This is a genomic window from Pseudomonas sp. TE3895 (assembly GCF_056278855.1).
Map to the genome: position 1 here is coordinate 4,692,308 of NZ_JBWBQE010000001.1, position 26,218 is coordinate 4,718,525.

The 26,218-nt window shown below is 64.0% G+C and carries 12 protein-coding genes; 7 read left to right on the top strand and 5 right to left on the bottom strand.

Features of this window, described 5'->3' with window-relative positions:
- Nucleotides 1-111 precede the first annotated feature (111 nt).
- The gene (locus ACZ889_RS21245; protein ID WP_476257786.1) at nt 112-10,938 is read right to left on the bottom strand and encodes a peroxidase family protein; all 10,827 of its coding nucleotides are present in this window, start codon (nt 10,936-10,938) and stop codon (nt 112-114) included.
- Nucleotides 10,939-11,481: 543 nt separating this feature from the next.
- On the opposite strand from ACZ889_RS21245, the gene ACZ889_RS21250 reads away from it, so the two are divergent.
- From ACZ889_RS21250 to ACZ889_RS21275, 6 genes are all read left to right on the top strand, one after another.
- Complete coding sequence (locus ACZ889_RS21250) at nt 11,482-13,218, top strand: type I secretion system permease/ATPase (RefSeq protein WP_409311616.1); 1,737 nt, start codon at nt 11,482-11,484, stop codon at nt 13,216-13,218.
- A gap of 6 nt (nt 13,219-13,224) precedes the next feature.
- The gene (locus ACZ889_RS21255) at nt 13,225-14,565 is read left to right on the top strand and encodes an HlyD family type I secretion periplasmic adaptor subunit (RefSeq protein WP_010953486.1); all 1,341 of its coding nucleotides are present in this window, start codon (nt 13,225-13,227) and stop codon (nt 14,563-14,565) included.
- A 1-nt stretch (nt 14,566) separates the two neighbouring features.
- A complete protein-coding gene (locus ACZ889_RS21260; RefSeq protein ID WP_180689779.1) occupies nt 14,567-15,895 on the top strand; it encodes a TolC family outer membrane protein in 1,329 nt (442 codons plus the stop codon).
- 215 nt (nt 15,896-16,110) lie between these two features.
- Nucleotides 16,111-16,974, top strand: coding sequence for a sensor domain-containing diguanylate cyclase (locus ACZ889_RS21265; protein ID WP_180689778.1), 864 nt, complete (start codon nt 16,111-16,113; stop codon nt 16,972-16,974).
- Between the two features lie 17 nt (nt 16,975-16,991).
- On the top strand, nt 16,992-18,344 hold the full coding sequence (chrA, locus tag ACZ889_RS21270; RefSeq protein WP_180689777.1) for a chromate efflux transporter: 1,353 nt from the start codon (nt 16,992-16,994) through the stop codon (nt 18,342-18,344).
- Nucleotides 18,345-18,355: 11 nt separating this feature from the next.
- On the top strand, nt 18,356-19,024 hold the full coding sequence (locus ACZ889_RS21275; protein ID WP_476257787.1) for a class I SAM-dependent methyltransferase: 669 nt from the start codon (nt 18,356-18,358) through the stop codon (nt 19,022-19,024).
- Nucleotides 19,025-19,092: 68 nt separating this feature from the next.
- Here ACZ889_RS21275 and quiC read toward each other — a convergent pair whose 3' ends face one another.
- On the bottom strand, nt 19,093-21,000 hold the full coding sequence (gene quiC / locus ACZ889_RS21280; protein ID WP_476257788.1) for a 3-dehydroshikimate dehydratase QuiC: 1,908 nt from the start codon (nt 20,998-21,000) through the stop codon (nt 19,093-19,095).
- A 289-nt stretch (nt 21,001-21,289) separates the two neighbouring features.
- Between quiC and ACZ889_RS21285 the strand changes: the two genes are divergently transcribed.
- Nucleotides 21,290-22,663 carry an MFS transporter gene (locus ACZ889_RS21285; protein WP_003250787.1) on the top strand — a complete coding sequence of 458 codons (1,374 nt, stop codon included), beginning with the start codon at nt 21,290-21,292 and terminating at the stop codon, nt 22,661-22,663.
- A gap of 113 nt (nt 22,664-22,776) precedes the next feature.
- Here the strand turns inward: ACZ889_RS21285 and ACZ889_RS21290 are convergent, their stop codons facing one another.
- The 3 genes from ACZ889_RS21290 to ACZ889_RS21300 form a co-directional block, all read right to left on the bottom strand.
- A complete protein-coding gene (locus ACZ889_RS21290) occupies nt 22,777-24,189 on the bottom strand; it encodes a DOPA decarboxylase (RefSeq protein ID WP_180689775.1) in 1,413 nt (470 codons plus the stop codon).
- A 149-nt stretch (nt 24,190-24,338) separates the two neighbouring features.
- Nucleotides 24,339-25,283: a LysR family transcriptional regulator gene (locus ACZ889_RS21295; protein WP_014860856.1), complete on the bottom strand. Its 945-nt coding sequence runs from the start codon at nt 25,281-25,283 to the stop codon at nt 24,339-24,341.
- Nucleotides 25,284-25,420: 137 nt separating this feature from the next.
- Complete coding sequence (locus tag ACZ889_RS21300) at nt 25,421-26,134, bottom strand: YebC/PmpR family DNA-binding transcriptional regulator (protein WP_004575404.1); 714 nt, start codon at nt 26,132-26,134, stop codon at nt 25,421-25,423.
- Between the last annotated feature and the right edge of the window lie 84 nt (nt 26,135-26,218).

A 26,218-nucleotide genomic window follows, 5' to 3' on the forward strand; every position in this document is an offset into this window, starting at 1 on the left:
GCCGTGGTCGCGGGACAAGCCCGGGGCAACATTCGGCGACCCCTTGCGCGGGAAAAGGGGGCTGTTGCGCAGCCCCCTGCTGTACCCGTAACAGCTAACCCCAGCGCCCCCTCAACCGGCCAGGATGAAGTCTGCGGCGGTCACCGTGGTTGCATCTGCCACCCCCACCAAACGTATGGAGTCGGCAGCACCGATGCTTACCAAGGTGTCCGCACCAACATCGGCGATGGTCACACTGGCACCAAAGGTGGCTGCGGTGATGTTGAGGGCGGTGATATCCAGCCGGTCCTGGCCACCCGCCGCAATGGCATCGAAATTGATGATCAGGTCGTTGCCAAAGCCTGCAGCGAACTGGAACACATCGTTGCCATCGGTGGCGATCATGGTGTCGTTACCGGCCCCACCCACCACCGTATCGTTACCTGCCGCACCGTTGAGGAAGTCGTTGCCCGTCCCCCCGATCAGGGTGTCGGTACCCACGTCGCCGAACAATGTGTCGTTACCATCGCCGCCCTGCAGGGTGTCATTGCCGTTGCCGCCATCCAGGCTGTCATCGCCAGCGCCCCCGTTCAGGTTGTCGTTACCGGCCTGCCCCAGCAACGTGTCGTTGCCGCCACCGGCATCGAGGCTGTCGTCACCTCCCCCACCGCGCAGTTGGTCGTCACCCAGGCCGCCGAACAGCTGGTCGTTCCCGACGTCGCCGTTGAGGATGTCGTTGCCGGCATTGCCGTTGAGCACATCGTTACCGCCGTCGCCGCTGAGCGTGTCATTACCTGCCCCACCGTCGATGATGTTGGCCAGCCCGTTACCAGTGCCGGTGAAGTTGCCCACCCCGGTATAGGCCAGGTTCTCGACGTTGGCGGCCATGGTGTGGCTGGCCAGCGTGGTACGTACAAGGTCCGTACCGGCCCCCGTCGCCTCGACCACTACATCCCCGGCGTCATCCACCACATAGGTGTCGTTGCCCACGCCACCCACCAAACGGTCGGCACCCGCACCGCCGTTGAGCAGGTCGTTGCCGGCCCCCCCCGTGAGGGTGTTGGCCAGCGCGTTACCGGTACCGGTAAAGGCGCTACTGCCGATATAGGTCAGGTTCTCAACGTTGGCGCCCAGGGTGTAGCTGGCCAGGCTGGTCTGCACCTGGTCCGTGCCACCGTTGAGTGCCTCGGTGACGGTATCCCCGGCGTTGTCGACCAGGAAGGTATCGTTGCCGGCACCGCCGTTCATGGCATCTGCGCCAAGCCCGCCGTTGAGGGTGTCGTTGCCATCCTCGCCATTGAGGAAGTCGGGGTCGTCACCGCCATTGAGGATGTCGTTGCCAATGCCACCGAACAGCTGGTCGCTGCCGCCCAGGCCGTTGAGCGTGTCGTTGCCGCCCAGGCCCGAAATCACGTCGTTGCCTGTTGTACCGGTCAGGGTGTTGGCCGCATTGGTGCCAACCAGTACTACACCCGGTGGCACGGTAACTGCCGCGGTCGCCGCCGAGGTCAGCGACTCCAGGGTGCCGAAGCCGTCGGTGTAGCGCACGATCACCCGCAGCTGCTGGTTACCCTGGGCGAAGCCAGGGGTGAAGGTGGCCGCCGTAGCCCCGGCGATATCGGCGAAGGTGCCGCTGGTACCTTGCTGCCACTGGAAGCTGAAGGCCCCCAGGCCGTCGATGTCGGCAATTGCGCCGGTGAGCGCGGTCAGCGTCTGGCCCTGGTCGGGCGTGGTGTCGCTGATCAGCAACGCACCGGTCGGCGCATCGTTGACGTTGGCCACTGGGTCGAGGATGTCGGAGGCGACGCTTTCCTGCACGCCAAAGTCATCCACGTAGCTGACCACCACGCGCATGTTCTGCCCCACTTGCGCCTGGGTCAGGACGAACGTGCTGCTGATGGCGCCGGCGATGTTGACCCAACCGACACCCCGGTTGGACTGCCACTGGAAGCTGAACTGAGGGTTGCTCAGGCCGTCGGCATCGACGATGGTGGCCGGGTTGGCGGTGAGCGTCTGATTCTGCACCAGCAGCCCGGTCACGGTCGGCCCAGCGCTCGGCGCGCTGTTCGGCGTCGAATCGACGATTTCCAGCGTGCCCTTGGCATCCTGGTACACCGCACGCACGCGGATGTTCAGGCCGGCGACGTCGTCCGTGACGCGGTAGGTCGTACCGGTGACCCGTGTCGCTTCACCAGCGGCCACAACCGTGATGTCTTCATAAACCCCGGAACCCGGCAGCGCCTCGACTTGCCAGTAGTAGGCCACGGGGCCGTTCACCGCACCGGTCGCATTGGTTGCGCTGACATTGTCCGCGTCATGCACGGCGAGGTTGCTTACCCTCAGCAGCTGGCCACTGACTGGCGTATCGTCGCGCAGGCCGGTGGTAGCATCGAGAATCGCCAGGTGGCCGGTGGGGCCGGCGTTGACTGCCGTACCGACGCCAGAGGCCTGCGAACTGTCAGAGAACTGCAGACGCTCGATGCCGGTCAGGTGGTCGACGCCATCACGACCAGCCACCAGGTCGGTGACGGTCACCGAGTTGCCATCAACCACCACGCTGTAGTCGGTGGACACCCCTGAGAACACCGCCGTGTCGAAGTGGTCGGTACCGCTGAGGATCTCCCGCACGATCACCAACTGGCCGGGGTTGTAGGTGCCATTGAGCATGAACGGCAGCATCGGCTCCATGCTGTTGAAGCTGGCGATTTCCGGACCGGTGCCATCGGGGTTGGCGCGTACACTGATGCGCACGTTCAGCCACTTGTCGCCGTCGAGGATATCGTCGCCACCCCGGCCTTCGAGCAGGTCGCTGCCGCTGCCGCCGAGGATGATGTTGCCGCCGTCATAGAAGGTCGCCCCGGCCGCCAGCAAGCCGGCCAGGCCGTCGATCAGGCTGATGTTGGTCAGCACGCTGCCGGTAGCACCTGCAGTAGGCAGCGAGGTGGCGTCTTCGCTGTCGCCGCGCAGGAAGTCGCCATGCGCCGAGCCCGACAGGCCTTCCATGATGTCGAAGCGCACCAGCGTCGAAGCGCCCGAACCCGGTACCAGTGGCACATCGAAGAAGCGGTCGCTCATGTCGATGGACACGCCTTGGGCCAAGTCCTTGAAGGTTGCCCAGTCATAGCCCGAGCCACCAATGTAACGGTCGCCGAACCCCAAGCTGCCGACCATGATGTCGTCACCGCCTTCACCGTTGAACTTGTCGTTCTCGTTGCCGCCGACAAATACGTCGTTACCGATGACCGGGTCGTTGCCGAGCGGGTCGAAGTTGTCGCCAGGCGCGCCGTCCGAGGTGCCCTTCTCGATCCAGTCGTCACCTTCGTTGCCCATGTCCTGCTCGTTGGCCTTGCTGCCGAGGATGAAGTCATTGCCCTGACCGCCGATGGCTTCGGAGGCGTCCTCACCAGTGACGATAAAGTCATTGCCGAAACCGCCGATGATCAGGTTGATGCCATTACCGCCATGCAACACATCGTTGCCGTCGCCGCCCTGGATGTTGTCGTCACCGCCCATGTCGCTGATGATGTCGTCCCCGGCGCCACCGCGCAGCTGGTCGTTACCGTCACCACCCTCGATGCGGTCGTTGCCGGCATCACCCCAGACGGTGTCGTCGCCTTCGCTGGAGACCAGAATATCGTCCCCATTGGTGCCGCCCAGCACGATGTGCTCGGCACCGGCATAGCGGATGTAGTGGGTGTCCGGGCCAGCCGTCAGCGGGCTGTCGCGGAACACCACCTGCTCGCCGTTTTCGCCCAGCGGGTCGGCGCTGCCAAGGCCCTCGTTGTACTGCTTGGTCTGGTCCAGTTCCAGGTAGAAGCCAGGGTCGGAGAACACCAGGCCTGGTAGGTGGGTGGCCGAGCTGTTGGCCATGATCAGCTTGGCGAACGAGTTGCTTTCCAGCTCGGCGTTCATCGACAGGCCCGCGGTGCGCTCCAAATAGTAGAAGCGGTCGCCGTCCTGCAGTTTTTCCATCTGGTTCTCGAACACGAAGTTGAAGGTGCTGCCGAGCATGCCGCCAAATGGCGCTTTTGCTTCCGCCAGGCCGCCGATCCACAGGTCGATGGCATCGACACCGGTCACGGTGACTGCCTTGAGGTCATCGGCAGTACCCAGTACACCGTCCTTGCCGGGCAGGGTCACATTGGCCCAGGCGCCGCTGCTGTTGAGGAAGTCCATGCGGTCGGCGGGTGCGCCATCGCCGCCGAACACCAGGGCCATGGCCGCGGCGCGTTTTTCCAGCAGGGTGGTGGCATTGGTGATGGTGCTGTGGGTGCCGTAGGCCGCGATGAAGTTGATCAGCGACTCTGGGTGCTTCAGGTGTTGCACCAGGTCGACCCAGCTGGTGTACGGCTTGAGCTGGGTATCGCCGGTTTGCCCGTAGATTTCGCGGCGCACAGCGTTCAGCGAAGGGATACCGACGTCGCGGCCACGGGCGATGTTGATCGCTGGCAGGTCCAGTGGCAGGCCGAGCAGGTTGTTGCGCAGCGCCTCGGTGACGAACTCGTCGATTTCGTTACCGGCCTGGCGGGTGACCCCGCGCACGATGGCGCTGGTGGCGTCCTCGGGGGTAACGCCACTGGCGGCATAAGCCAGCGGGTTGAGGAAGGCCGCGATCAGCCCCAGTTGCTGGTCGGGGTTGGCGCTGGCCGGGTCCTGGATGACGTTGAAGTCGATGTCGAAGCGGTCGACAGTCTCGGTCAGCATCGAGTGGCCGAAGCGGTACACGGTGTGGGCGAACTCGGCCACGATCGAGGCATCGAGGTCGACGTCGTACACCTGGGTCGGGGCAAAGAACAGGTCGACCCGAGGTTGCACGGTGCGGGCGAACTCCTCGAACACCAGGTGCTGGTACTGCATTTCGGTGCCGAACTTGGCCGCCTGGAACAGCCGCTCGCCATTCCACACCAGGGCACCGATCTCGGCCGGGGTGACTGGCAAGGCGCTGACCGGGTTGAGCAGCCATTCGTTGAGGAAGGCCAGGTCACCCGAGTCGAGCACGGTGTCCATGGTCTGCGCCACCAGCCGGTTGTGCTCGGAGTGGAAAATCGCATGCACGGCAGTCAGGCCGATGTTCTCGTTGACCCGACCGTCACCGGCGATGTAGTGCGCGTCCAGCAGTTCGTTGTCGTAGGCCAGGTTGGCACCGGTCTGCGGGTTGACCGGCACGGCATTGCCGGCCACGTTGTCGGCATCCGGCGCCAGCACGCCGCCACTGAACACCGGCACGGCATTGTGGGCGATGTCGGCAAGGAACTGGTGCCCGGTACGCACGGCGTTGGTCAGGTCGAGCGGTGCCAGCGGGTTGCCTTCGACCTCTTGGTCATCAGCGGTGCCGGCAATTCCGTCCAGGCCCTTCATCACCACCATCGGGTAGCCGTTGGGGCCTTTGATGAAGTTGCCGTAGGCGTCGGTGGCCAGCAGCGGCACGTTGTCGACGTCGGCATCGGTCAGGTTGATGCCGAGCAGGTCGCGGGCCTGGGCCTTGACCACCTTCCAGGTGGCCATGCCGCCAATTTCGGTGTCGTCGGCCGTGCCGAACCTGCCATCAGCGCCCAGGTCGCGATTGGTGATCAACCGGCCCGTGGCGACCGGGCCGTCGTCAGTCATGACATAGGCGCGCAGGAACACCTGGTGCGAGGGATGCGAGCTGTAGGTCTGGTTCTGGTCGACGAACGGCGTGGTGGTGTTGGTGTGTTCGCGGATGTCGTCGGCGTTGCCAAGGATGCCGTCCGGCCCAGGCAGGTTGGTGGCACGGGTTACCACCATGAAGTTGGTGAAACCACCCTCCACGTACAGCGGGTCATCCGGTTGCAGCGGGATGTAGATGGTACCGGAGCCGCCCTTGGTGACCAGGTCCAGGCCATGGTCGAAGAACTGCCCGAAGAAGGTCATCCAGGCGTTGAACGGCGCAGACAGCCCGGCATCGGCAGCGGTGTTCTCGAACAGGTACACGTCATGGTCGTCGGTGGTGCCGAACTGGCCGTCCATGCCCGGGCTGGCGACGATGCGCACGCCATCCTTGAGCACGTCGTCGTTGCCTGCGGCGCCGAAGTTGAGCACGCCATCGGCACCCGGGTCATACGCGGTGGCATAGGCCGCCGGGTTGTTGGAGGTCTGGTCGACAATCAGGTTGCTGATGGTACGTGGCTGCGAATCGAACACCGGCCCGCTGGTCTGCTGGTACGACGACCCCGGGATCGCCGGGGAACCTGGGCCGAAGAAACCGGCTGGCGCACCTTCGGCCGGGTTGAATACCGGGTCGGTCACGCGCGGGAAGACGTTGTCGGCGGCACCGTATTGGGTGTTGTTGTTGCCGTTCAGGTTCATCAGGTTGTTGTTCGAGCCATCCACCGCACGCAGGCCCATGGCTGCGCGGACGTTGGGGATCAGCGAGAGGATGTCCTGCCCGGCGGCATCGGCCTCGGCAATCTTGATTTGCGCGAGGATGAAGTTCAGGTCGGAGCGCACCATGTGCAGGCCGGCACCGCCGTCACTGGCATCCACCACCGGGGTGGCCACTGTCGGCACCACGGGCGCGCCCGGTTGCACCACGGTGGTAGGCTGCGAGTACAGCACTTCCGTGGTGCCATGGGCATCCTGATAGATCGCCTTGACCCGCAGGCTCAGCCCGGCCAGGTCTGGCGACACCTTGAACGAAGTGCCATCGGCGCTCTGGAAAGCCAGGTCGCCGGCCGGTAGCAGGATGATGTCCTGGAACACACCGCTGCCCGGGTCGGCCTCGAACTGCCAGTAGTAAGACACCGAACGGTCGGCGAGCGAGCCAGTCGGGTTGCCCGCACTGACATTGTCGGCGTCGCGCACGGCGGCCACGCTCACCGTCAGCATGTCACCCACGGTAATCGCTCCGCCGTTGCCGTCGAGCAGGGTCGGGCTGCCGGTGGGTTGTGCGTTCACCCCGTCCACCAGTACGCGCTGGCTATCGGCAAACTGCAGGCGTTCGATGTGCAACAGGGTATCGACGCCATCGCGGCCGGCCACGGTGTCGGTCACGGTCCAGACGTCATCGGCAACATCGGCGGTGCCCTTGGTGTTCTGGGTCACCACGTACTCGCTCTGTAGCCCAGAGAATATTGCCGTGTCGAAGGCGGCCCCGCCGGTCGAAGTGCCGGGCAGGATTTCGCGCACGGCCTTGAGCTGGCCGGGGTTGTAGGTGCGGTCAAGCATGAACGGAATCATGTCGGCCATGCTGTCGAAGCTGGCGATTTCCGGGCCGGTGTGGTCGACGTCGCCAGGGGCGTACACGGCGATGCGCACGTTGAGCCACTTGTCGCCATCGATCAGGTCATCGCCACCCCGGCCTTCGATCAGGTCGCTGCCATTGCCGCCGAGCATGATGTTGCCGGTGGCAAAGCCGGTGGTGGGCAGGCCGGCATCGGCCAGGAACTGCTGCAGCCCCCGTATCAGCGCCACGTTGGTCAGCGCACTGCCGGTGGCGCCGCCATGGTTGAGAATGGTCACGGCATCGACGTCGTCACCCTTGAGGACATCGGCGTAGGCCGAACCGGACACCCCTTCGACCTCGGCGAACCGGTCCAGAATCGATGCAGGCGAAGCGCCCACCGGGTTGAACACGCCAGCGTTCTGGTTAGGTGCGTTGCCATGGGGCTGAGCCAAGGCGGCCAGGCTGAGGTCCACGGTGACACCCACGCGGTCATTCTTGTTGGTGACCCAGTCGAAACCGGACATGCCGTCCATTTTGTCTTGGGCATCGCTGCCGACGAAGATATCGTCGCCGCCCTCACCGATCATTTCGTCAAAGCCGCCGCCCCCGACGAAGATGTCGTTGCCAATGACTTCGTCCCCCAGCAAGGGTGCGAAGTTGTCACCAGGTGCGCCGTCCTGGGTGCCCTTCTCGATCCAGTCGTCACCTTCGTTACCGGTAGGTGGCAGGTTGGTCTTGGCGCCGAGGATGAAGTCGTCGCCCAGGCCACCGAAGGTGGTGCTGATGTCCTCGGTGGTGATGATGAAGTCCTGGCCATCGCCGCCCAGGATCAGGTTACCGGCAACCCCCATGCTGCCAGCGACGATCACGTCGTTGCCGGCGTTGCCTTCAAGGCGGTTGTCGCCGAACGAATCGGTGATGATGTCGTCGCCCGCGCCGCCCAGCACCGCGTCGTTGCCGGCGCCGCCTTCGAGCAGGTCATCACCGGCATCGCCATAGAGGGTGTCGTCGCCTTCGCTGGAGATGATGATGTCGTTGCCAGCGGTGCCACCCAGCACCACATGGTCTTCACCGGTGTAATGCAGGAAGTTGCTGTCTGGCCCGACGGTATCGGGGTTATCGCGGATCACCAATGGGACGATTTCAACCCCGTTGATCTCGATGCCGCCAGTGGGGTCGGCCTTGCCGTCGGCGCCTAGCCCGGTGAACTGGTTGGCCTGGTTCACTTCCAGGGTAAACGTGGGAGTGAGGAACACGGTGTTGGACAGGTGGGTGACGTCGGAGTTGGCCATGATCAGCTTGGCAAAGGAGTTGTTTTCCAGCTCCGTACCAAAATTCATGCCCGCCGTGCGCGACAGGTAGTAGAAGCGGTCACCGTTCTGCAGCGCTTCCAGCTGGGTTTCGAAGACAAAGTTGAAGCTGGAGCCGAGCATGCCGCCAAACGGCATTTTCTTCTCGGCCAGGCCGCCGACCCAGAAGTCGATGGCGTCGACCCCGGTCACGGTCACCCCGGCAATGTCGTCGGCCGTGCCGGCGATGCCGTCTGCGCCGGCCAGCGTCACGTTGGCATAGGCACCGGTGCCGTTGAGGAAGTCGAGGCGGTCGAGGGGTGCGCCGTCTCCGCCAAGTACCAGTGCCACGGCGGCGGCGCGCTTGGCGGCCTCGGTGGTGGCCCCGGTAATGCTGCTGTGGGTGCCGTAGGCGGCAATGAAGTTGATCAGCGACGCCGGGTGCTTGAGGTGGTCGGCAAAGTCGACCCAGCTGATGTAGGGCTTGAGCTGGCTGTCGCCGGTGGCGGCATAGAACTCGCGGCGGGCCTCGTTCAGGCTGGGGATGCCGGTATCACGACCGCGGGCGATGTTCAGCGCAGGCAGGTCAAGTGGCAGGCCGAGCAGGTTGTTGCGCAGGGCTTCGGTGACGAACTCGTCAATCTCGTTGCCCACCTGGCGGGTAACGCCGCGGATGATTGCGCCCGCCGCTTCATCGGCCGTGGCCCCGCTACCTGCGAACGCCAGCGGGTTGAGAAACGCGGCAATCAGGCCCAACTGCTGGTCGGGGTTGGCCGGGTCGGCAGAAACCGGGTTGAACGCCGGGTCGTAGCGGTCGACGGTTTCGGTCAGCATCGAGTGGCCGAAGCGGTACACCACATGGGCGAACTCGGCGAGGATGGCCGGGTTGATCGAGGTGTCGTAGCCGTTGGGGGCGAGGAACTCGTCGATCTGCGGCTGGATGGTGCGGGCGAACTCTTCGAACACCAGGTGCTGGTACTGCATCTCGGTGCCGAACTTGGCGGCCTGGAACAGCCGCTCGCCATCCCACACCAGCGCGGCGATGTCGGCAGGCGCGGTGGGGATAGCGGTTACGTCGTCGATCAGCCACTCATTGAGGAACGCCAGGTCGCCCGCGGCCAGCAGAGTATCCTTGGTCTGCTGCACCAGGCGGTTGTGCTCGGAGTGGAACACATGGTGCACGGCGGTCAGGCCGATGTTCTCGTTCACCCGGCCGTCACCGGCGATGTAGTGCGCGTCGAGCAATTCGTTGTCGTAGGTCAGGTTGTTGCCACCCTGCCCGACCGGCTGTGCGTTGCCCACCAGGGTGTCGGCGTCAGCCTGCAGCACACCCCCAACCACCACGGGCGCGGCATTGTGGGCGATGTCGTCAAGGAAGCCATGCCCGGTGCTCACGGCATTGGCCAGGCTGATCGGCGCATTGCGGTCGCCCTCGACCAGCTGGGTGACGTCATCGGCGGTGCCAGCAATGCCATCGGCGCCGTTGTTCACGCGCATGACCACCTGCGGCATGCCGTTGGGTCCGCGCAGGAAGTTGCCGTAGGCATCGGTGGCCAGCAGCGGCACGCTATGCACGTCGGCATCGGTCAGGTTGATACCCAGCAAGTCGCGGGCCTGGGCCTTGACCACCGCCCAGGTAGCCATGCCACCGCTTTCGCCGTTGCCATCGTCGGCGGTGCCGAACTTGCCATCGGCGCCCAGATCACGGTTGGTGATCAGGCGCCCGGTAGCCACCGGCTCACCTGCGGCGTTGACCGTGTATTCGCGCAGGAACACCTGGTGCGAGGGGTGCGAGCTGTAGGTCTGGCTCTGGTCGACGAAGGGCGAGGTGGTGTTGGGCTGGCTATCGTCGGCGGTACCCACCACGCCATCGGCGCCAGCGGTGCGCACGGCGCGGGACAGCACCATGAAGTTGGTCGGGCTGCCGGCCACGAACAGGGGGTCGTCCGGGCGCAGCGGGATGAACACGATGTCGGTGCTGCTCTTGCTGACCAGGTCCAGGCCGTGGTCGAAGAACTGACCGAAGAAAGTCATCCAGGCGTTGAAGCCGGCGGTCAGCCCGGCGTCTGGCGACACGTTCGGGATGAAGAACACAGGCTTGTCGTCAGCGGTGCCAAACACGCCATCGATACCAGGGCTCATCACCGGCGCGGCACCGCCGTTGGCCTCGACTGCGGCCGGGTTGTTGGCTGTCTGGTCGACGATCAGGTTGCTGATGGTGCGCGGTTGCGAATCGACAACATTGCCGGTGCCGACATAGTTGGCGCGGTAAGAGGCTTCGAGCAGGCGCAGGAACGAGTTGTCGGCTGCGCCGAACTCGCTCTGCCCGGTGACCAGGTTGTTGTAGCTGCCATCCACCGTGCGCAGGCCGAAGGGTACCTGGCTGTTGGGCAGCAGGTCGATCAGGCTGGCGCCATCGGCGTGTGCCTCAGCGATGAAGATCTGTTTGAGGATGAATTCAAGGTCCGACTTGCTGAAATTGGCCATTGCAGTTGCCCTCGATCTGTCCGGAGATGACACAGGGCAACAGGGTCCTTCCCGCGCCCAGTCAGTGTTGACGTGCGCAGAATCTGGTTGGGTGTACCGGGCTCAGTAGCCCAGCACTCGTGTGCTGAAACCTCTGGCCTCTTCTTGGCAAGCTGGCCCCGCGTTGCAGGAGGGGCCCTGTAAAACGTGCGCAACAGGTGTAACGCACGTGCATCGATCCCAGCTCGCACAGGGCCCGAATACTTCAGACTAAAGTCGTAGGCCAAAAGCTTGTCAATATTTCGTCAAAAAAATCTTAGTCGATGATAATGCGATGCAACTCACTGTTTTTCTGCAACTTATAAAAAGTTCAAAGTATTTATAGAGCGAAATGATATTACTGGATGTTTCGTTGCAACCTACGCTGCTGTCTGTGGGAGCAACGCAGCGTTTGGGCAATATCGCCATCAGTGCGACCCGCCTGCGAGCCGACCAAGAAGCCACAACAGCCGTTGTACGGGGCGCCGCAAGGGCTTCCCGTTTTGTGATAAAGGGAGGCCTCCGATGCCTAAGCCACCACGCACCCGCTCCGAACTGGCCGACGTGCTGTTTCGCTTGCGCCGCAGCTTCTACGCCCTGGCCGCCTTCAGCGGCGTGATAAACGTCATGATGTTGACGCCAGCCATTTATATGTTGCAGGTGTATGACCGCGCCCTGGTCAGCCGCAATGTCACGACCTTGGGCATGCTCACCTTGCTGGTGGTCGGGCTGTTCCTGCTGATGTCGGCGCTGGAGATGGTTCGCACCCGGGTGTTGATAAGGGTGGGCAACGGCCTGGACATGAGCCTGAACCGGCGCATTTTCAGCGCTGCCTTCGAACGCAACCTCAGCCGTGCCGGCGGTAACCCGGCCCAGGCTCTGCAGGACTTGGCGCAGGTACGGCAGTTTCTCACCGGCAACGGCCTGTTCGCGTTCTTCGACGCCCCCTGGACACCGATCTACCTGCTGGTTTGCTACCTGATCCATCCGTGGCTCGGGCTGGTCACCACAATTGGCTCGCTGATCCTCGTCGGCCTGGCCTACCTCACTGAAAAGGCCACGCAAAAACCCTTGGCCGAAGCCAACCAGGCAGCCATGTCGTCGGCCAGCTACGCCAACAACAACCTGCGCAACGCCGAAGTGATCGAAGCCATGGGCATGCTGCCGTCAATCGGCAAGCGCTGGTACCAGGGCCACTTGCGTATCCTGCAGATGCAGACCCTGGCCTCCGACCGCGCGGCGCTGATCAGCAGCACCGGGCGCTTCGTGCGCATCACCCTGCAGTCGCTGATCCTCGGCACCGGCGCGCTGCTGGCGATCGAGGGCACGATCACCCCCGGCATGATGATCGCCTGCTCGATCCTGACCGGCCGAGCCCTGGGCCCGGTGGAACAGGTGATCGCCGCGTGGAAACAACTGCTGGGCTGCCGCCTGGCCTGGGGCAGACTCAATGACCTGCTGCAGGACTACCCGCAACGGCCACCGAGCATGTCGCTGCAGCGGCCAATGGGCATGCTGGCCGTGGAGAACGTGATCGCCGGCGCCCCAGGCAGCAGCACCAGCATCGTACGCGGGGTGAGCTTCAGCCTGGCCCCGGGTGACAGCCTGGGTGTCATCGGCCCTTCGGCCTCGGGCAAGTCTACCCTCGCCCGCCTGCTGGTAGGTGTGTGGCCGGCCCAGGCCGGCAAGGTGCGCCTGGACGGCGCCGATATCTTCACCTGGAACAAAGCCGAACTGGGCCCGTGGCTGGGCTACCTGCCGCAGGACGTGGAGCTGTTCGAAGGCACCATCGCCGAAAACATCGCCCGCTTTGCCGAGGTGGACAGCGACGCGGTGATCCGTGCCGCCCGCAGCAGCGGTGTACACGACATGATCCTGCGCTTCCCGCAGGGTTACGACACCCGCCTGGCCGCCGATGGCAGCCCATTGTCTGGCGGCCAGAAGCAACGCATCGCGCTGGCCCGCGCCCTGTATGGCGAGCCCAACCTTGTGGTGCTGGACGAACCCAACGCCAACCTCGATGACGTGGGTGAAAAAGCCCTGGTCGATGCCTTGGCCGAGCTCAAGGCACGCGGCGCTACGGTGGTACTGATTTCCCACCGGCCCAATGTGCTGTGCGCGGTCGACCAGATACTGATGCTGCGCGACGGTGGTGTGCACATGCTTGGCAGCCGCGACGAAGTGTTCGCCGCGCTGCGCAAGGCCGCGGTGATTCCGGCAACGGCTGCGGCACCGCTGGCTTCGGTCAAAGTACGGGAGTAACCGACCATGCAGATGACTCAACATGCCGAACTGATCCCCGCCGAGAGCAGCCACCTGATCGACCTGGACGCGGGCCGCCCGGTACGCTGGGGCGTATGGCTGGTCATCGCCGGCTTCGGCGGCTTCCTGCTGTGGTCCTGCCTGGCGCCACTGGACGCCGGCGTGGTCGCCACCGGTACGGTCAAGGTCACCAGCAACCGAAAGGCAGTCCAGCACCTGAGCGGGGGCACCGTTGAAGCGATCATGGTGCGCGAAGGCGATGTGGTGAAGAAAGGCCAGGAAGTGGTGCGCCTCGATGCCCTGCGTGCGGTGGCCGAACAAGGCGCACTCAGCGCCCAGTACATCGTCAGCAAGACCGTGGAAAACCGCCTGGAAGCCGAGCGCGATGGCCGCGATACCGTCACGTTCGACCCTGCCCTGCTTGAACACTACGCCAATGACCCACGTCTGCTGGCCGCCATGGACCTGCAACAGCGCCTGCTCGATACCCGCCGCGCGGGCCTTGCCGGTGAACTGAGCATCCTTGAAGAAAACCTCACGGCCTCGGCAGTGCAACTGAAGGGCCTGCAGCAGGTGTACGGCGCCCGCGCCTCGCAGATCGGCTTCCTCAACCAGGAACTGCAAGGCACCCGGGTACTGGCCGCCGAAGGCTATGTACCCCGCAATCGCCTGCTGGAGCTGGAGCGCAGCAATGCCGACCTGTCCGCCGGCCAGGCCGAAAACCTCAATAACATTGCCCGGGCGCGCAGCCAGGCCACCGAGATCAAGCTGCGCATCCTGCAGCGCCAGCACGATTACCTGAAGGAGGTGGAGTCGCAACTGACCGATACTGCCAAGGAAAACACCACCCTGGCCGATCGCTTGCGCGCACTGGACTATGAAGTGACCCACACGGTGATCCGCTCGCCGATCGACGGCATGGTGCAGGGCCTGAGCATCGCCACGGTCGGCGGCATCATCCAGCCCGGGGCCAAGATCATGGAAGTGGTGCCGCTCGACCAGCCGCTGCAGGTCGATGCGATGATCCCGGTGCAGGCGATCGACAAGATGGTTCCAGGCCTTGCCGTGGACATCGCCTTCCCGGCCTTCAACCATGCGCAGACGCCGAACATTCCCGGCCGGGTAAAAACCATTTCCGCCGACCGGCTGCTCGACGAAGAAAGCAAGCAGCCGTTCTACCTGGCCCAGGTGGAAGTGACGCCGGCCGGCATGGGCTTGCTGGGCAGCAACCACATCCGCCCCGGCATGCCCGCCACCGTCACCATCAAGACCGGCGAGCGCAACCTGCTCAGCTACCTGCTCAAACCAATGCTCGAACGTGTGGACGCCGCGTTCAAGGAGCAATGACATGAAACACCCATGCCTGATGGTGTGCCTGCTGGGAGTTGCCGTACAGGCCAGCGCCATGGACCTGAAGCAAGCCTGGGACCTGTTGCAGTACCAGGGCCCGATCTACCGCGCTGCGGTGCATGAAAAACAAGCCGGTGGCGAAAACCGCGCCATCGGCGAGGCCGGCCTGCTGCCGCAGATCAACGCCTCGGCCTACTTCAACCAGGTCAATGGCAGCCAGCGCCAGAATGGCCAGGACAATGACCTCGACTATGACTCCAAAGGCGCCAACGTGCGCCTGCGCCAGCCGCTGTTCAACAAGCAGAAGATGGCCGAGTACCGCCAGGGCCAGCAACGGGCCGACTACAGCGTGGCGGTGTTCGACGCCAAGAGCCAGGACGCAGCGGTGCGCCTGGCCGACGCTTACTTCGACGTGCTGCTGGCCAGCGAAACCATCACCCTGGCCAAGGCCAAGCTGAACGCGTTCGAGGAACAGCTGGCATCGGCGAAGCGGCGCAAGGAACTGGGCGCCGGCACCATTACCGACGTCGACGAGTCGGTGGCCCGGCGCGACCTGGCCGAGGCCGACCTGATCGACGCCCAGGACAACCTGGTCAATGCCCGGCGCAAGCTGGAGGAATACATTGGTGAAACCCCGCAGGCGTTGACCACCCTGCAGGCGGGCTTCAGCACCCCGCCGCTGATGCCGGGCAACCTGCAGGAGTGGCTGGTCAAGGCCCAGGCTGACAGCCCGCTCATTCATGCGCGCCGGCACAGCTACGCGCTGGCCGAGGAAGAAGTCAACCGCGCCCGCGCCGGGCATTACCCGACCCTGGATTTTGTGGCGGGTTACACCGCGGGCAGCAGCCAGTCGATTTCCGAGCTGAACCAGCGCAACCACTACAGCTCGATCGGGCTGGAGCTGAACATCCCGCTGTACAGCGGTGGCAGCACCAGTGCCCTGGCCCGCCAGGCCAGCGCCAACAGCTCCAAGGCCCTGGATGAACTGGACGCCACTCGCCAGGAGGTGATTTCCAACACGACCCGCGAATACCGTGGCGTGCAGAGTGGCGCCCTGCGCATTCAGGCACTGGAAAAGGCCGTGACCTCCAACGAGCGTTCGCTGACCTCGACCCGCAAGGGCTTCAAGGAAGGTGGCACCAGCACCAACTCGGATGTGCTCAATGCCGAGGAGCTGCTGTATGACGCCCGCCATGACCTGTTCGAGGCCAAGCTCAACTACCTGATGTCGCGCCTGCGGCTGGCCTCGTCGGTGGGCAGCCTGGGGGATGATGATATCGAGCAGATCAATGATTACCTGGGGCCGGAGCTGATAGTCAGCAATTGATAGCGACCTCAAGCCATGCAGAGTCCCTGCACGAGCAGCCTTGTACTGCGAACAGGCCAGCAAGGCCTGACCGGTGGCAACGATCCACGAGACCCGCCCCTTTCGATGCGGTCGTTGCCAGTTTCAAGGAAGGGGCACCCGCCCTGCAGGCTGCCGTAGCTGCGACGTATTCCTTCAGGCTATGATCGGTCACCCTGCCGCGGACACCCTGAGCCATGCCCGTAGACCTGCAAGCGTTGTATCCCAGGCTGATCCACCTGATGCTGGACACGGTATTCGTGGTCGACAGGGACAACCAGATCGTGTTCGTCAGTGATGCCTGCAAGACACTGCTGGGCTACGAGGCCTGCGAACTGATCGGCACGCCGATCACCCGCTACATGCACCCTGACGACCTCGCGGCCACGCGCGCCTCGATCATGCGGGTGATGAACGGCCAGCCGCACTACGACTTTTGCAACCGTTACCTTCGCAAGGACGGCAGCGTGGTGCACATTCTGTGGGCGGCCTGCTGGTCCGATGAGGCCCAGGCGCGTATCGGCGTGGCGCGGGACGTTACCGCCCAGCGCAAGGCCGAAGACGAACTGCGCTTCCTCGCCCATCATGACCCGCTGACCCGGCTGGCCAACCGCGCCATGTTCAATGAACGGCTGGACACTGCCCTGGCCGCGGCCCGGCGTCACAACCGCAGGCTGGCCTTGCTGTTCCTCGATATCAATGACTTCAAGCAGATCAACGACAACCACGGCCACAGCGTGGGTGACCGGGTCCTGTGCACACTGGCCCGCCGCCTGGAAAGCTGCGTAGGGGCGGCTGGCACGGTAGCGCGGATGGGCGGTGACGAATTCACCGTGCTGTTGCCCGACTGCCCGTCGCCGGAGGCCATTGCCACGCACGTGCAGTACATTCTCGCGGTCATGGCTGAACCGCTCGATGCCGAGTTTGCCGGCATCGATGCACCGTCCTGCAGTATTGGCGTGGCCCGCTTTCCCGAAGACGGCAACGATGCCGACATGTTACTGCGCCATGCTGACGGGCACATGTACCGAATCAAGCGCCAACGCGCTGCGACTGGCTGAAAGCAAGGGCACACCGCATGGCTGAACACCTGCAAGCAACTGCCGGGCAAACACCCGCCTCTGTCGGCCTGGGCCAGGCATTGCTGTTCTGGCTGAAGCTGGGTTTCGTCAGTTTCGGCGGCCCGGCCGGGCAGATTGCGATCATGCATCAGGAGCTGGTGGAGCGGCGCCGCTGGATCAGTGAACGGCGTTTCCTGCATGCCCTCAACTACTGCATGTTGCTGCCCGGGCCCGAGGCCCAGCAACTGGCCACCTACATCGGCTGGCTGATGCACCGCACCTGGGGCGGGGTGATGGCCGGCGCTCTGTTCGTGCTCCCGTCGCTGTTCATCCTGATCGGCCTGTCGTGGGTGTACCTGACCTGGCGCGAAGTACCGGTGGTCGCCGGGATTTTCGAAGGGATCAAGCCGGCCGTGACCGCCATCGTCGTGCATGCCGCCCACCGCATTGGCACGCGGGCGCTGAAGAACGGCTGGTTATGGGCCATTGCCGCGGCCTCGTTCGTGGCCATTTTCGCGCTTGACGTCCCCTTCCCGCTGATCGTGCTGGCGGCCGCACTGCTGGGTTATGTCGGTGGCCGGCTGCTGCCGGCACAGTTCGCGCCCGGTGGTGGCCACAGCGCAGCCAGCCCCCGCCAGCGCCCGGCGTTGATCGACGACGATACCCCGATACCCGCGCACGCCCGCTTCAGCTGGGGCCGCCTGGTGACCTTGCTGCTGGCAGTTGCAGCGCTTTGGCTTCTGCCCATGGGCCTGCTGATGGCGGCCTTTGGCTGGCACGGCACACTGACGCAAATGGGCTGGTTCTTCACCAAGGCGGCGCTGCTGACTTTCGGCGGTGCCTATGCGGTGCTGCCCTATGTCTATCAAGGGGCTGTCGGCCACTATGGCTGGCTGTCGCCCACGCAGATGATCGATGGCCTGGCGCTGGGCGAGACCACGCCCGGGCCGCTGATCATGGTGGTGGCCTTTGTCGGTTTCGTCGGCGGCTACCTGCAGCCGATGTTCGGCGCCCACCAGGCGTTCCTCGCGGGCGCAGTGGCAGCGAGCCTGGTGACCTGGTTCACCTTCCTGCCCTCGTTCCTGTTCATCCTCGCCGGAGGCCCGCTGGTGGAGTCGACCCACAACGAACTGAAGTTCACCGCCCCACTGACCGGGATCACTGCGGCGGTGGTGGGGGTAATCCTCAACCTTGCGCTGTTCTTCGGCTACCACGTGCTGTGGCCGGCCGGGTTCGATGGCGCGTTCCACTGGTCCTCGGCGGTGATAGCGCTCGCGGCGGCTGTGGCGCTGTTCCGCTACAAGCGCGGGGTGATACACGTGTTGATCGGCTGCGCCGTTGCCGGGCTTGCCCTTCACCTTTTCCGCTGATGGAGCCGATCATGCGCAACCCTGAAGACGCCTTGCTCGACAGTTGGCACCATAACGCCCAGGCCTGGATCGACGCCGTACGCAGCGGCGCCATCGAAAGCCGTCGCCAGGTCACTGACCAGGCCATCCTGCTGGCCATCCTCGGCCGCCAGCCCGAACGGGTGCTCGACCTGGGCTGCGGTGAGGGCTGGCTGCTGCGCGCGCTGGCCGGCCGGGGTATCGAGGCCGTGGGCGTCGACGGCGACAGTACCCTGGTGGATGCAGCGCGGGCTGCGGGCGCGGGTGAGGTGCACCTGGCCAGCTATGCGCAGTTGGCTGAGGCGACGGTGCATGTTGGCAAGGACTATGACGTGATCTGCGCCAACTTCGCGCTGTTGCACCAGGACATCATTGAACTGTTGTCGGCCATGCGTACTTTGCTGGTGCCAGGCGGTGCGCTGGTGATCCAGACCCTGCACCCGTGGAGCGTGGCCGGCGGGGCTTATCAGGATGGCTGGCGAGAGGAGTCTTTTGCCGGGTTTGCCGGGGATTGGCAACCGATGCCTTGGTATTTCCGCACCCTGGCCAGCTGGCTGAATGCGCTGGACATGGCGGGGTTGAGACTGGTCAGTCTGCAGGAACCGCAGCACCCGCAGAGCGCGGTGCCGCAGTCGTTGTTGATGGTGGCTGAGCGTCACTGAATCGGGCCGTAACGATCCTGCGGAAGCAGGGTTCACCCCGCTCCCACAAGACAGGCCGGTGCAGGCGACTACAGCACCGGCTTGCGCGCCGCCCCGCTACGGGCCTTGGCCATGGCTGCCAGGCGCACCGCAACATTGGCAGCGCCGTAACCGGCGTACCCCGCCTTGCGCTGGATGATCTCGAAGAAGAAACGCTCCTCGAACGGCTCGGTATAGACGTGGAACAGCTCGCCACCTTGAGCATCGCGGTCGTACAGCACGTTGTAGTACGCCAACTCACTGAGGAACTCGTCGTCGAAATCGAAACGCGCCGCCAGGTCGTCGTAGTAGTTCAGCGGGATTTCCAGCAGCGGTACCCCTGCCAGCTTGGCCCGCGCCACTTCGCGGAAGATGTCGTCACAATCGAAAGCGATGTGATGCACGCCCGAACCACGGTAGCTTGACAGCGCATGGGCGATGGCGGTGTTGCGGTTCTCCGAGATGTTCAGCGGCAGGCGCAAGGTGCCGCACTGGCTGCGCAGGGCGCGGCTCTTGACCAGGCCATACGGGTCGGGCAGCACCACTTCGTCGTCGGCGGCGAAGTCGAACAAACTCTTGTAGAACAGCACCCAGCTGTCCAGCGACTCGGCCGGCAGGGCCAGGGCCATGTGGTCGATGCGGCGCAGGCCGCCGGTAGCGGTTGCGTTGTTGTCCAGGCTGAAGTCGGTGTCGTACAGGGTGTGGCCGGCAGTGCCCTGCTCTACCAGGTACAGCAGGCTGCCATCGGGCGCACGCACCGCCGGCACTTCGCATTCGTTGGGGCCGACCAGGCCGCGGAACGGCTGGCCACGGAAGGCGGTGGCCCGCTTCAGAGCCGCTTGCTGGTCCTTGACCCGCAACGCAGTGGCGCACAGCGACGGGCCATGGGCCTCGAAGAAGTTGTGGCCGAAGGAATACGGTTCAGCGTTCAGCACAATGTTGATGTCACCCTGGCGCAGCAGTTGCACTTCTTTGCTGCGGTGCTTGCCGGCTTCGGCAAAGCCCAGGCGCTTCAACCAGTTGCCCAGGCGCGCGCCGACGGCTTCGTCGACCGCGAACTCCAGGAACTCCACGCCGTCATAAGCGCTGGCCGGCGGCGGAGAGAACAGCACGCCAGGTTCGATCGACGTGTTTTCCTGCTCCAGGCGCAAGCGGGTCTGCTCTTCGAGGTACAGCAGCGAACGCAAGCCGTCGGCGGCATTCTGCCGGGTCGGTGCGGCGCGGAAGCCGTCGTTGAAGATTTCCAGCGACAGCGGGCCACGGTAACCCGTGGCGAGGATCGGCGCGAGGAAACCGGCCATGTCCATTTCGCCCTGCCCCGGGAAGCAGCGAAAGTGGCGGCTCCACTCCAGCACATCCATGGCCAGGATCGGCGCATCGGCCATTTGCACGAAGAAGATCTTGTCGCCGGGGATGTCGCGGATCGCGCTGGGGTCACCTTTGAGCGACAAGGTGTGGAAGCTGTCGAGGATCACCCCGAGTGCCGGGTGGTCAGCCTGGCGCACCAGGTTCCACACTTGCTGGTAAGTGTTGACGTGGCGGCCCCAGGCCAGCGCTTCGTAACCAATGCGCAGGCCACGCTTGCCGGCATGTTCGCCCAGCAGGCGCAGGTCGTCGACCAACAGTTGCTCGTCACCCAGGGCATCGGCCTGGACGTTGCTGCACACCAGCACCAGGTCGGTACCCAGTTCCTGCATCAGGTCGAACTTGCGTTCGGCGCGGTCGAGGTTTTTCTGCAGACGGTCACGGCGGCAGCCTTCAAAGTCGCGGAAAGGCTGGAACAAGGTGATGGCAATGCCCAGGTCGGCGCACATCTGGCGCACCTGGCGCGGGCTGCCAGCGTAATAGAGCAGATCGTTCTCGAAGATCTCGACGCCGTCAAAACCGGCGGCGGCGATGGCTTCGAGCTTTTCCGGCAGAGTGCCGCTCAAGGACACGGTAGCGATCGAACGCTGCATGGCGGGAGTTCCTTGTTGTTGGAAGAATACGGTGCCATTCGGGCAAACAACCCCTGTTACAGTTTATGGCACGATCGATTATTCGCAGGTAAAGTCGTCGCTTCAATCTCTTTGTACGGAATGGTTAGTTTTGCGTTCGATTATCGCACAAAACCCGTTCTAGCGAATTGCTAGACCGCGGGCCCGTGGTCAACATGGACCACAGACGCAGGCACACCGACCGTTGCCTCCTGCCTTGGCATAACCTCTGGCGGAACCTGCGCAAACAACAATAACAACGGAGACAACGATGGCTCACTCCAGCTCGCAAGCAAAGAAAGCGACCGCCAGTGGATGGATAGGCTCGGCACTCGAGTACTACGACTTCTTCATCTACGCCCAGGCCGCTGCGCTGATTTTCCCGCAGATTTTCTTCCCTAACACCGACCCGAAAATGGCCATCATTGCCTCGTTGGCCACCTATGGCGTGGGCTACCTGGCACGCCCGATCGGCGCCTTCGTACTGGGCCACTGGGGTGACACCCGCGGTCGCAAGAACGTCCTGCTGCTGTGCATGTTCCTGATGGGCCTGTCGACCATGGCTGTCGGCCTGCTACCCACCTACCACGACATCGGCTACCTCGCACCGGCCTTGCTGGTGGTGTTGCGCCTGATCCAGGGCTTTGCCGTGGCCGGGGAAATTTCCGGTGCCAGCTCGATGATCATGGAGCACGCGCCGTTTGGCCGAAGAGGCTACTACGCCAGTTTCACCCTGCAAGGTGTGCAAGCGGGCCAGGTACTGGCGGCGGCGGTATTCCTGCCACTGGCGTACTTCATGCCCAGCGAAGCCTTTACCGAATGGGGCTGGCGCATTCCGTTCCTGATGAGCGCCATCGTGCTGATTGCCGGCTTCATCATCCGTAAGGAAGTGCACGAAACCCCGGCGTTCGTTCAAGAAGAAAAACAGGACAAGGTTGTCAAGTCGCCCATCAGCGAAGCCTTCCGCCACAGCTGGAAGCACATGGTGCTGGTAATGTTCATGGCCCTGATGAACGTGATCCCGGTCGTGGCCACCATCTTCGGCGCGGCCTACGCGGTGCAGCCGGCGTATGGCATCGGCTTCGACAAGAGCGTGTACCTGTGGATTCCGGTGGTCGGCAACATCGTCGCGGTGCTGGTGATCCCGTTCGTGGGCAACCTGTCGGACAAGATCGGCCGTCGCCCGACCATGATCGCTGGCTGCCTGGGCTCTGGCCTGCTGGCCTTCGTCTACCTGTATGCGATCAGCATCCAGAACGTGCCAATGGCGTTCGCCGCCTCGATCGTCATGTGGGGCATGGTCTACCAGGGTTACAACGCGGTGTTCCCAAGCTTCTACCCAGAGCTGTTCCACACCCGCTACCGCGTTACGGCCATGGCCATCGCGCAGAACATCGGCACCATGCTGACCGCCATGCTGCCCGCGCTGTTCGCAATGGTTGCTCCGCCGGGCTCGGACAACATTCCGCTGGTAGTCGGTGGGCTGGCCTTCTTCATCACCGGCGTGTGCGCCCTGGCGGCCTACATTGCCCCGGAAACCCACCGCCTGGCGATGGACGACCTGGGCAACCCAGACGCCAAGCCGATGGAAAAGGCTGCCTATGAAGCCAGCCGTAAAGGTAGCTTTCAGGCGGTGAGCCACTGATAGATTGCAGGGGCTGCTTTGCAGCCCCTTCGCGGGCAAGCCCGCTCACACAGGTACCGTACAGGCTTCAGCCCTGATGCGATCCCTTGAGAGCGGGCTTGCCCGCGAAGGCTTCAGCCCTTGATCACGTCCTGCAGACGTGCCCACAGCCGCTGCACATCCCCCCGCTCGGTCGGCAGCGCACCAATCGAAACCCGCACCATCCACCGCCCGTCCAGTGTAGCCGGCGTCACATAAGCATCGCCGGATGCATTCAGCCGCTCGGCCCAACCCTTGGTATGCGCATCCAGCGCCTCCCCTTCAAGCCCCGCCGGTCGATGGCGAATGCACAAGGTCTGCAGCTGCACTGGCGCCAGCACTTCCCACTCCGCCGCCGCCTCGACCTGCCCCGCCAGCCACTGGGCATTATCCAGGTCACGCCGCAGCCGCGCCTGCAATGCATCGACACCCTCGCTGCGCAACATGAACCACAGCTTCAACGCACGGAACCGACGGCCCAGCGGAATGCCCCAGTCGCGCAGGTTCTTCACCTCGCCATCCACCGACGACTGCAGGTAGCTGGGATTGGTGCTCATCACGCGAATCAGGTGCTGCGGATCGCGCACGTAGTAGATCGAGCAATCGAAGGCCACACCCAGCCATTTGTGCGCGTTGACCACCACCGAATCGGCCAGCTCGATGCCGTCCCACATCCAGCGGCACTCGGGCAGGATCATCGCCGAACCAGCCATGGCCGAGTCAACGTGCAACCACAGCCCATTGGCCTGGGCGATTTCGCCCACCGCGCGCAGCGGGTCGAGGGCAGTGGTCGTCGTGGTGCCGGTGGTGGCAACCACGGCGCACGGCTGGTTGCCGGCAGCCAGGTCCTGTTCGATCGCCGCCTGCAGTGCTTCTGGGCGAAGGGCGTAGCGGTCGTCGGTGGGGATCAGGCGGATATTGTCGCGGCCAAAACCTGCCAGCAATGCAGCCTTGTCCACCGAGCTGTGGGCGTGGGCGCTGACATACACGATCAAAGGCTTGGGCTCGGCCTGCAGGCCACCACGTACCAAGGCGTAGTCAGTGGCGCGTTCACGGGCACTGATCAGCGCCACCAGGGTGCTGGTCGAGGCAGTGTCCTGGATCACCCCACTCCACTGGGCAGACAGGCCAAGTAACTGGCGCAGCCAGTCGAGGGTGGTTTCTTCCAGTTCGCTCAGGGCCGGGCTGGATTGCCATGACAGGCCCAGCACGCCCAGACCAGTACTGAGGAAGTCCCCCAGCACCGAGGACAGGGTGCCATTGGAAGGGAAATAGCCATAGAAATCCGGGTGCTGCCAATGGGACAGGCCGGGCATGACCAGGTTATTGACGTCGTCGAGAATGGCCGCGAAAGGTTCGCCTTGTTGAGGGGCAGTTGCGGGCAAGGCGGCCTTGAGATAGCCAGGTTCGACCTGGGCCATGACCGGGCGTTCGCCCACGGTCTGGCGGTAGTCGGCAATCAGGTCGATCAGTTGGTGGCCGTACTGGCGGAATTGTTCGGGGGTCACGCTAGCTCTCCTGGGGGTTATCCATTGCCTGTGCTGGCCCTTTCGCGGGTAAACCCGCGCCTACAGCCGCGAAGAAGCCGCACAATCAACACAATGTCCCAGTCTAGGCACCTATCCCCAGCCGAATAACCCCGCTTCACGCATAGCTGCTATGGCGAACCCGCATGCCCGCCCTGCACCCCGAACTGCGACTGGCGCCACAGCTCGAACACCCGGTTGCGCAACCAGCGGTGCTCGGCCGAAGCCTGCAGGCGCTGGTGCCACACCACCCAATAGCGCTGGCTGTGGTCAATGAAGCCCAGTGGCCGCCAGGCCAGGTGATGTAAACGGCACAACTGCCGGGCAATATGCTCGGGGACCGTGGCCACTGCCTGACTGTTGGCAATCACTTGTACCGTGGCGCAGAAGAACGGCACTTCCAGGCTGACCCGCCGCTGCAGGCCTTGTGCACGCAAGTGCCGATCGATGAAGCTGTCCTTGTCGCCACCGCCCGAAATGCGCACATGCTTGTACGCCAGGTAGTCGGCCTGGCTGAGCGCGGCCTGCGCGGCCAGCGGGTGATCCTGGCGCATCAGGCATACCGCGCGGTCCTCACCCAACAGCCGTCCGTGCAGGTTGGGCGGCGACTCGTCGAACAAGGTGGTCGCCAGGTCGATTTCTCCGCTGGCCAGCAAGGCGTATTGGCCGGCCTGCCAGGTGCGGTACTCCAGCGACACACCTGGCGCTTCGCGCTCCAGCGCCGCCACCAGCAGCGGCAGCATGTGCTCGGCGACATAGTCCGAAGCGGCCAGGCAGAACCGCCGCTCGCAGCGCGCCGGGTCGAAGATGGCGGGCTGGCGCAGCGCGTGCAGTTCTTCGAGTACCTGGCGCAAAGGCTCGACCAGGGCCTCGGCGTGTTCGCTAAGCACGTAACCACGCCCTTGGCGCACCAGCAACGGATCATCGAAGGCTTCGCGCAGGTGGGCCAGCTGGCGGCTCAGGGCCGATTGGCTGACACCCAGGCGCTCGGCCGCGTGGCTGAGGTTTTTAAGCTGCAACAGGTGGTCGAGGGTGCGCAGGTGGGCGAGGCTGAGGGAGGCGAAGGTGGGGTTCATGCAGGCTCCCTGCGGTGGAATTCAAGGGCCCTCTCGCGGGCAAGCCCGCTCTCACAGGGTTCTCACATCGTTCAGCATCGTGAAAAACCTGCGGGAGCGGGCTTGCCCGCGAACAGGCCGCAACGCGGCCCCGACGATTACTCGGTCAGGCCAACATAGACGTTCTGCACGTCATCGTGCTCGTCGATCGCCTCGAGAAACGCTTCGACCTCGGCCAACGCTTCAGCACTCAGGCTGGCCGCGCTTACCGGGTTTTTAGGGGTGTAGCCGATTTTTGCTGCGGTCACGGTGAAACCATGCTCCGGCAGGGCCTTCTGCACCGCGTCCAGGTCGGTGGTGTCGGTAATGAACAGGGTCGAGCCCTCTTCTTCACCTTCCTCGAAGTCCTGGGCACCGGCTTCGATCGCAGCCATTTCCGGATCAGCGTCAGCGCTCGCAGGCGTGGCTTCGATCAGGCCTACATGGTTGAAGTCCCACGCTACCGAACCGCTGGCACCCAACTGGCCCTTGCGGAACAGCACGCGGATCTGCGCGACAGTGCGGTTGATGTTGTCGGTCAGGCACTCGACGATCAGCGGTACCTGGTGCGGTGCGAAACCTTCATAGCTCACCGCATGGTATTGCACGGCATCACCGTCCAGGCCAGCGCCCTTGCGGATTGCCCGATCCAGGGTCTCGCGGGTCATCGAAGCTTTCTTGGCTTGCACGATGGCCAGGCGCAGGCGCGGGTTCATGTCGGGATCGGCACCCGACTTGGCCGCGATCTGGATTTCCTTGGACAGCTTGCCCATGATCTTGCCTTTGGCATTGGCCGCTGTTTCTCTATGTTTGGCTTTCCACTGTGCGCCCATGTCGACTCTCTTGTTTCAGCGGCCGGTTCAGGAAGCGACCGGCCAAAAGTGGGTGCATTTTATACGCCCTCGAGCATGGGATCG

What these genes read in the sequence shown, in the direction of transcription:
- ACZ889_RS21250 (WP_409311616.1), top strand. Translation starts at nt 11,482, where the DNA reads ATGCCTAAGCCACCACGCACCCGCTCCGAACTGGCCGACGTGCTGTTT.
- ACZ889_RS21295 (WP_014860856.1), bottom strand. Translation starts at nt 25,283, where the DNA reads ATGAACCCCACCTTCGCCTCCCTCAGCCTCGCCCACCTGCGCACCCTC.
- ACZ889_RS21275 (WP_476257787.1), top strand. Translation starts at nt 18,356, where the DNA reads ATGCGCAACCCTGAAGACGCCTTGCTCGACAGTTGGCACCATAACGCC.
- ACZ889_RS21260 (WP_180689779.1), top strand. Translation starts at nt 14,567, where the DNA reads ATGAAACACCCATGCCTGATGGTGTGCCTGCTGGGAGTTGCCGTACAG.
- ACZ889_RS21245 (WP_476257786.1), bottom strand. Translation starts at nt 10,938, where the DNA reads ATGGCCAATTTCAGCAAGTCGGACCTTGAATTCATCCTCAAACAGATC.
- ACZ889_RS21300 (WP_004575404.1), bottom strand. Translation starts at nt 26,134, where the DNA reads ATGGGCGCACAGTGGAAAGCCAAACATAGAGAAACAGCGGCCAATGCC.
- quiC (WP_476257788.1), bottom strand. Translation starts at nt 21,000, where the DNA reads ATGCAGCGTTCGATCGCTACCGTGTCCTTGAGCGGCACTCTGCCGGAA.
- ACZ889_RS21255 (WP_010953486.1), top strand. Translation starts at nt 13,225, where the DNA reads ATGCAGATGACTCAACATGCCGAACTGATCCCCGCCGAGAGCAGCCAC.
- ACZ889_RS21285 (WP_003250787.1), top strand. Translation starts at nt 21,290, where the DNA reads ATGGCTCACTCCAGCTCGCAAGCAAAGAAAGCGACCGCCAGTGGATGG.
- chrA (WP_180689777.1), top strand. Translation starts at nt 16,992, where the DNA reads ATGGCTGAACACCTGCAAGCAACTGCCGGGCAAACACCCGCCTCTGTC.
- ACZ889_RS21265 (WP_180689778.1), top strand. Translation starts at nt 16,111, where the DNA reads ATGCCCGTAGACCTGCAAGCGTTGTATCCCAGGCTGATCCACCTGATG.